Source organism: Micromonospora sp. RTP1Z1 (assembly GCF_033804685.1).
Taxonomy (GTDB): Bacteria; Actinomycetota; Actinomycetes; order Mycobacteriales; family Micromonosporaceae; genus Micromonospora.
Genome location: NZ_JAPFQV010000075.1, coordinates 24,705 through 31,469, shown reverse-complemented (window position 1 = coordinate 31,469; position 6,765 = coordinate 24,705). Strand labels below are relative to the sequence as shown.

Here is a 6,765-nt window from a genome sequence, read left to right as displayed (position 1 = left end):
GCGCCCACATCCACTGGGCCATGATCGACAACATGAGCCGTCGACTGACCCACGAATCGACCCCATCCTGGCGCGATGACCACCCCGAAACAGACACATCCATACACACCTAGACGGGATGCCCTCTCAGACCCGGAACCCCGCAGCCCGCGCCGCCTGGCGCTCACGACGGCGCCCCCTGCGCCGGCGCAGGAACCAGAAGAGGAACGCCACCAGGCCGACCAGGAAGACCAGCACCAGCACCGGCAGCAGGATCGCCACCACCGACATCACCGCGCTGGTGGCGTCCTCGGCGGTGCTGGCCACCGGGGCGCCGAAGCCGGCGGTGGTCGCGTTGATGACCGGTCGGGCGGCCGACTTGAGCAGGTGCACGCCGAGCGCGATCAGCACCCCGACCACGACCGGCACCCACTGGTGCGAGGAGAAGAAGGTGTCCGGGTTGCTGACCGTGACGGTCTCCGAGGTGGAGCCGGCGCCGAAGGCGAGGCCGCCTGCGGTCGGCCGGACCACCGTCTGCACCACGTCGTTGACGTGGTCGACCACCGGCACCTTGTCGGCGACCACCTCGATGGCGAGCAGCACGGCGAGGATCAGGATGACCCAGCCGTTGCCCAGCCACTGCCAGCCGCTGGGCAGCTTCACGAGGTAGGTGAAGCGCGCCAGCAGACCCATCAGGAGCAGCGGGATGTAGGCGTTCAGGCCGGCCGATGCGGCGAGACCGGAACCGGTGAGGACTTCGAGCATGATCACAGCATCGCACCGGCATGCCAGTGCCGCTCGTCGGCGACGGGTGGGGCCTCGGCTAGTCTCGTCGGGTGCGGTTGGTGATTGCGAAGTGCTCGGTGGACTACGTCGGACGGCTCTCGGCTCACCTGCCGCCAGCCACCCGGCTGCTCATGGTGAAGGCGGACGGCTCGGTGTCGATCCACGCGGACGACCGGGCGTACAAGCCGCTGAACTGGATGAGCCCGCCCTGCCGGCTGGAGGAGGCCCCCGGCGTCTGGCGGGTCGTCAACAAGGCCGGCGAGGAACTGCGGATCACCCTGGAGGAGATCTTCCAGGACACCTCGTACGAGCTGGGCGTCGACCCGGGCCTGCGCAAGGACGGCGTCGAGGCGCACCTGCAGGAGCTGCTGGCCGCCAACCCGACGACCCTCGGCGAGGGTTACACGCTGGTCCGCCGGGAGTACATGACGGCGATCGGCCCGGTCGACCTGCTCTGCCGGGACGCCAACTCCGGCGCCGTCGCCGTCGAGGTGAAGCGGCGCGGCGAGATCGACGGCGTGGAGCAGCTCACCCGCTACCTCCAACTGATGAACCGCGACCCGCTGCTGGCCCCGGTCGCCGGCGTCTTCGCCGCCCAGGAGATCAAGCCGCAGGCCCGGGTGCTCGCCACCGACCGGGGCATCCGCTGCGTCGTGGTCGACTACGACAAGCTGCGCGGCATCGAGCGCGACGAGCTGACCCTGTTCTGACCCGGGCGGTCAGCGACTCCGGCCGTACATCAGCTTGGCGGCCTTGACCAGGCGGGCGACGTCCGCCGGGGTGCGCTCGAACGTCATCGACGGCAGCAGCGAGCGGGCCCGCCGGCGGGTGACGGACTTGGCCCGGCCGAACTCCCGCAGCCCGTCCTCGCCGTGGATCCGGCCGAAGCCGGAGTCGCCGACACCGCCGAACGGCAGCGTGGACATCCCGGCGAAGGTGAGGGCCGAGTTCACCGAGGCCATTCCGGAGCGTAGCCGCCGCGCGACCGCCACCGCCCGCTTGCGGCCGAAGACCGAACCACCCAGGCCGTACGAGAGGGCATTGGCCCGCTCGACGGCCTCGTCCACGTCGCGGACCCGGTTGACCGTGAGCGTCGGGCCGAAGGTCTCCTCACGGACGGCGGTCGAGTCCTCGGGGACGTCCAGCAGCACGGTCGGGTGCACGTACGGGGGCTGCACCGCGTCCGGGCCGCCGAGCACCGCGCGGCCACCCCGCTCGACGGCGTCGTCGATGTGCCGGCGGATCACGTCGAGTTGCGACGGCATGGTGATCGGGCCGATGTCCGCGCCGTCGGGACCCACGGTGAGCCGCCCCGCCCGGGCGACCACCTTGTCGACGAAGGCGTCGAAGACCTGGTCGACGGCGTAGGCCCGTTCGATGCCGATGCAGGTCTGACCGGCGTTGGTCAGCGCGCCCCACACGCACGCCTCGGCGGCGGCGTCCAGGTCGGCGTCCGAGTCCACGATCATCGCGTCCTTGCCGCCCGCCTCCAGCAGCACCGGGGTGAGCGACTCGGCGCAGGCGGCCATCACCTTCTTCGCGGTGGCGGTGGAACCGGTGAAGGCCAGCTTGCCCACCCCCGACCGGCACAGCGCCGCGCCCACGTCGCCGAGGCCGTGCACCGCCGTGAAGACCGGCTGCTCCGGCACCACCTCGGCGAACCGGTCGACGAGCCACTGCCCGACGGCCGGGGTGTACTCGCTCGGCTTGAACACCACCGCGTTGCCCGCGGCGAGCGCGTACGCGGCGGAGCCGATCGGGGTGAAGACGGGATAGTTCCACGGGCCGATCACGCCGACCACCCCGAACGGCTGGTACTCCAGGTGGCCGGTGAACTCGGCGAGGATCAGCCGGGTGCGGACCCGCCGGGGGCCGAGCACCCGCCGCGCGTTGCGGGCCGCCCAGTCGATGTGCTCGAGCGCGGTGAGGATCTCGACGACGGCGTCGCCGACCGGCTTGCCGCCCTCGGTGTGCACCAGCTCGGCCAGCTCCTCGATCCGGCGGGCGACCAGGCTCCGCCAGCGCAGCAGCCGCTCCCGGCGACCGGTGAAGCCGAGGCCGGCCCACCACTCGCCGGCGTCGCGGGCCCGGGCGACCGCCCGCGCCACGTCCTCGGCGGTCGCCACCGGGAGTCGCCCGGCCTCAACGCCCGTCGCCGGGCTGGTCGACACCAGTCGACCATCCTCGATGACCGGGGTTCCCGGGACATGCACAGCCGTCATGGCGGAAGTCTAGACCCGAGCATTACTCGCCGGTAGGCCCCGCCTCGCCCGGGAGCCACCCGCCCGGGGCGGTGGCGCGGCCGGCCGCCGGGCGTCGGTTGCACCCGGCGCGCCCACCGAATCGGCGAACGGGAGCTGACCGCCCGGGGTCGCGGAGGTGACCACCCGGTGGTGGAGGCGATTACGGCGAGGTGGCACGCTGACCCGCGGGGCGATGGTGGGGTGGAGGGCGACGATCCATGGAGGATCATCCGGAACTGATGCCGCTGTTGACGGTGGCGGGCGGAACGATGCGGGGACTGAGCTTCCGGGTCGGCCGTGACCCGCAGGTGATCGGCCGGGCGCCGACCGCCGGGATCATGCTCAACGACGCGCACCTGAGCCGGCGACACGCCGCGGTCCAGTTGACCGCCGAGGGGGTGTCGTTGGTGGACCTCGGCTCGACCAACGGGACCTGGCTCAACGACCGCCGGATCGTCGGCATCGAGCAGCTGACCGACGGCGACGTGATCCGGCTGGGTCGTACCGAACTGCGGTACTTCGACCCCGGCGTGGCCCGGACCGACCCGGTCGGGCTGAGCTTCGCGGCGCCGCGCGGGGACCACCGGCCCACCCTGCCGCTGCCCGTCCCGGCCACGCCGCGGGCGCAGGTGGAGCAGCGCGGCGCGGTCCTGCCGCTCCCACCGGCTCCGGCCGACGCCCACCGCTGAGGCGGGACCTGCGGCCGGCACACCGGCCGTCGGTCCGGGGTGTGGGCCGGGCCCATGGACCCGGGCGGCCGGACGTGCCACCATGCGCCGATGGAGAGCGCGCAGCACACCGTGACCGCGAACGGCATCACCCAGGCGGTACGGGTGGCGGGCCCGCCGGACGGCGTGCCCGTGCTGCTCGTCCACGGCAACGTCTCCTCGGCGGCCTTCTGGGAGCCGCTGATCCGGCGGCTGCCGGCGACCCTCCGGGTGGTCGCGCCCGACCTGCGCGGGTACGGCGACACGCAGACCGGGCCGGTGGACGCGACGCGCGGCCTGGGCGACTTCGCCGACGACGTGGCCGCCCTGCTCGACGTTCCGGGGCTCTTCGCCCCCGACGCCCGGCCGGTGGTCGTCGGGCACTCACTCGGCGGGGGCGTGGCGATGCGGCTGATGGTCGACCACCCCGATCGGGTGGCCGCCCTGCTGCTGGAGGCGCCGGTCTCCCCGTACGGCTTCGGCGGCACCCGGGACCTCGACGGCACCCCCACCACGCCCGACTTCGCCGGCACCGGGGCCGGCACGGCGAACCCCGACTTCGTCGCCCGGCTCGCCGCGAAGGACCGCGGCGAGGACGCCCCGACCAGCCCCCGCACGGTGCTGCGGGCCACCTACGTCGCCGACCCGGCGTCGCTCGGCGAGGACGAGGAGTTGCTGCTGGACAGCGCCCTCTCCACCGCCACCGGGGACGACAACTACCCGGGCACGGCGGTCGCCTCGCCGCGCTGGCCGGGCACCGCGCCGGGAGAGCGGGGCGTGCTCAACGCGCTCGCCCCGGCCCATTTCCGGATCGCCGACGAGCTGGTCGCCGTCGCGGCCAAGCCGCCGGTCACCTGGGTACGCGGCGACGCCGACGTGATCGTCTCGGACACCTCCCTGTTCGACCTGGCGTACCTGGGGTCGCTTGGCGTGGTGCCGGGCTGGCCGGGGGAGGCGGACTGCCCGCCGCAGCCGATGATCGGGCAGACCCGGGCAGTGCTGGAGCGGTACGCGGCGGCCGGCGGAACGTACCGGGAGGTGGTGCTGCCCGGCTGTGGGCACAGCCCGCACCTGGAACGGCCGGTCGAGTTCGTGGCGGAGCTGCTGGCGCTCACGGGGGTGCCGGCGACGGCCTGAGGCCCCCTGCGTGAAATATCCCACGGCGTCTCGACAACGCAGCGTCACGTGGCAGACTCCGGCGCATAACCTTAGCGGCCGTTCAAGTCGGCTGCGGAGCGAACAGGGGAGGCCGGTCGTGGCGCGCGAGTTCACCAGTGTGGGTGTGGTGGGTCTGGGCACCATGGGTGCCGGCATCGTCGAGGTGTTCGCCCGCAACGGCATCGACGTCGTCGCGGTGGAGATCTCCGAGGCTGCCCTGGCCCGCGGCCGGGCCAACCTGACCGGCTCGACCGACCGGGCGGTCGCCAAGGGCAAGCTCGCCGAGGCCGACCGGGACGCGCTGCACTCCCGGGTCGACTTCCAGGTCGGGCTGGACGCGCTGCACGCGGTGGACCTGGTGATCGAGGCAGTCCCCGAGCACCTCGACCTCAAGCAGCGGATCTTCGCCCAGCTGGACAAGGTCTGCAAGCCGGAGGCGATCCTGGCCACCAACACCTCGTCGTTGAGCGTCACCGAGATCTCGGTCGCCACCACCCGGCCCAACCAGGTGATCGGCATCCACTTCTTCAACCCGGCCCCGGTGATGAAGCTGGTCGAGGTGGTCCGCACGGTGGTCACCTCCGCCGACGTGGTCGCCGACGTGGAGGCGCTCGGCGAGCGGCTCGGCAAGGTCGACGTGACCATCAGCGACCGGGCCGGCTTCATCGCCAACGCGCTGCTCTTCGGCTACCTCAACCACGCGGTGAGCATGTTCGAGGGCCGGTACGCCACCCGCGAGGACATCGACGCCGCGATGAAGCTCGGCTGCGGACTGCCGATGGGCCCGCTCGCGCTGATGGACCTGATCGGCCTGGACACCGCGTACGAGATCCTGGACACCATGTACCGGCGGGGCGGTCGGGACCGCCGGCACGCGCCGGTGCCGCTGATCAAGCAGATGGTCACCGCGGGGCTGCTCGGCCGGAAGTCCGGCCGCGGCTTCTACACCTACGAGCGGCCGGGCTCCCCGGTGGTCGTACCGGACGACCAGACGCCGGTGGCGTCGCAGGCCGCGCTCGCGGACGGCGCCCGCGCCATCGCGAAGGTCGGCGTGGTCGGCTCCGGGACGATGGCCACCGGCATCATCGAGGTGTTCGCCAAGGCCGGGTACGAGGTCGTCTCGGTGACCCGCGGCGCGGAGAAGTCCGCGAAGGTCTTCGAGACGGTCAAGACCTCCCTGAACAAGGGCGTGGTGCGCGGCAAGCTCAGCGAGGAGGACCGGGAGGCGGCGCTCGGCCGGATCAACTGGTCCGCGACCCTGGAGCACCTCGCCGACGTCGACCTGGTGGTCGAGGCGGTCGTCGAGGAGCTGAGCGTCAAGAAGGCGCTCTTCGCCAGCCTGGACGAGATCTGCAAGCCGGGCGTCGTGCTGGCCACCACCACCTCGTCGCTGCCGGTGATCGACGTCGCGATGGCCACCCAGCGGCCGGCGGACGTGGTCGGGCTGCACTTCTTCAACCCGGCGCCGGTCATGCCGCTGGTCGAGGTGGTGCAGACCATCCGCACCTCGCCGGAGACCACCGCCACCGCCCGCGCGGTCTGCGCCGCGCTGGGCAAGACCGGCGTGGTCTGCGGCGACCGGTCCGGCTTCATCGTCAACGCGCTGCTCTTCCCGTACCTGAATGACGCGGTGAAGATGCTGGAGGCCAGCTACTCGACGGCCGACGACATCGACTACGCGATGAAACTCGGCTGCGGCTACCCGATGGGTCCGTTCGAGCTGCTCGACGTGGTCGGCCTGGACGTCTCGCTGGCCATCCAGCGGGAGCTCTACCTGGAGCTGCGCGAGCCCGGTTTCGCCCCCGCGCCGCTGCTGGAGCACCTGGTCACCGCCGGCTACCTGGGCCGCAAGAGCGGTCGCGGTTTCCGCGATCACACTCGTCGCTGACCGG

At 72.4% G+C, this 6,765-nt stretch carries 6 protein-coding genes; 4 read left to right on the top strand and 2 right to left on the bottom strand.

Annotation, left to right across the window (positions count from 1 at the left end):
* Positions 1–126 precede the first annotated feature (126 nt).
* Positions 127–744: a DUF4126 domain-containing protein gene (locus SLP03_RS27540; RefSeq protein WP_319463553.1), complete on the bottom strand. Its 618-nt coding sequence runs from the start codon at positions 742–744 to the stop codon at positions 127–129.
* 71 nt (positions 745–815) lie between these two features.
* Between SLP03_RS27540 and nucS the strand changes: the two genes are divergently transcribed.
* Positions 816–1,475 carry an endonuclease NucS gene (nucS, locus tag SLP03_RS27535; RefSeq protein WP_319463552.1) on the top strand — a complete coding sequence of 220 codons (660 nt, stop codon included), beginning with the start codon at positions 816–818 and terminating at the stop codon, positions 1,473–1,475.
* A gap of 9 nt (positions 1,476–1,484) precedes the next feature.
* Here nucS and SLP03_RS27530 read toward each other — a convergent pair whose 3' ends face one another.
* Positions 1,485–2,987 (bottom strand): aldehyde dehydrogenase family protein, encoded by a 1,503-nt coding sequence (locus tag SLP03_RS27530; protein WP_319463551.1) that lies wholly within the window; start codon positions 2,985–2,987, stop codon positions 1,485–1,487.
* 239 nt (positions 2,988–3,226) lie between these two features.
* On the opposite strand from SLP03_RS27530, the gene SLP03_RS27525 reads away from it, so the two are divergent.
* From SLP03_RS27525 to SLP03_RS27515, 3 genes are all read left to right on the top strand, one after another.
* The gene (locus tag SLP03_RS27525) at positions 3,227–3,697 is read left to right on the top strand and encodes an FHA domain-containing protein (RefSeq protein ID WP_319463550.1); all 471 of its coding nucleotides are present in this window, start codon (positions 3,227–3,229) and stop codon (positions 3,695–3,697) included.
* Positions 3,698–3,787: 90 nt separating this feature from the next.
* Complete coding sequence (locus SLP03_RS27520; protein ID WP_319463549.1) at positions 3,788–4,852, top strand: alpha/beta hydrolase; 1,065 nt, start codon at positions 3,788–3,790, stop codon at positions 4,850–4,852.
* Between the two features lie 118 nt (positions 4,853–4,970).
* Positions 4,971–6,761, top strand: a complete 1,791-nt coding sequence (locus SLP03_RS27515) for a 3-hydroxybutyryl-CoA dehydrogenase (protein ID WP_319463548.1) — start codon at positions 4,971–4,973, stop codon at positions 6,759–6,761.
* Positions 6,762–6,765 lie beyond the last annotated feature (4 nt).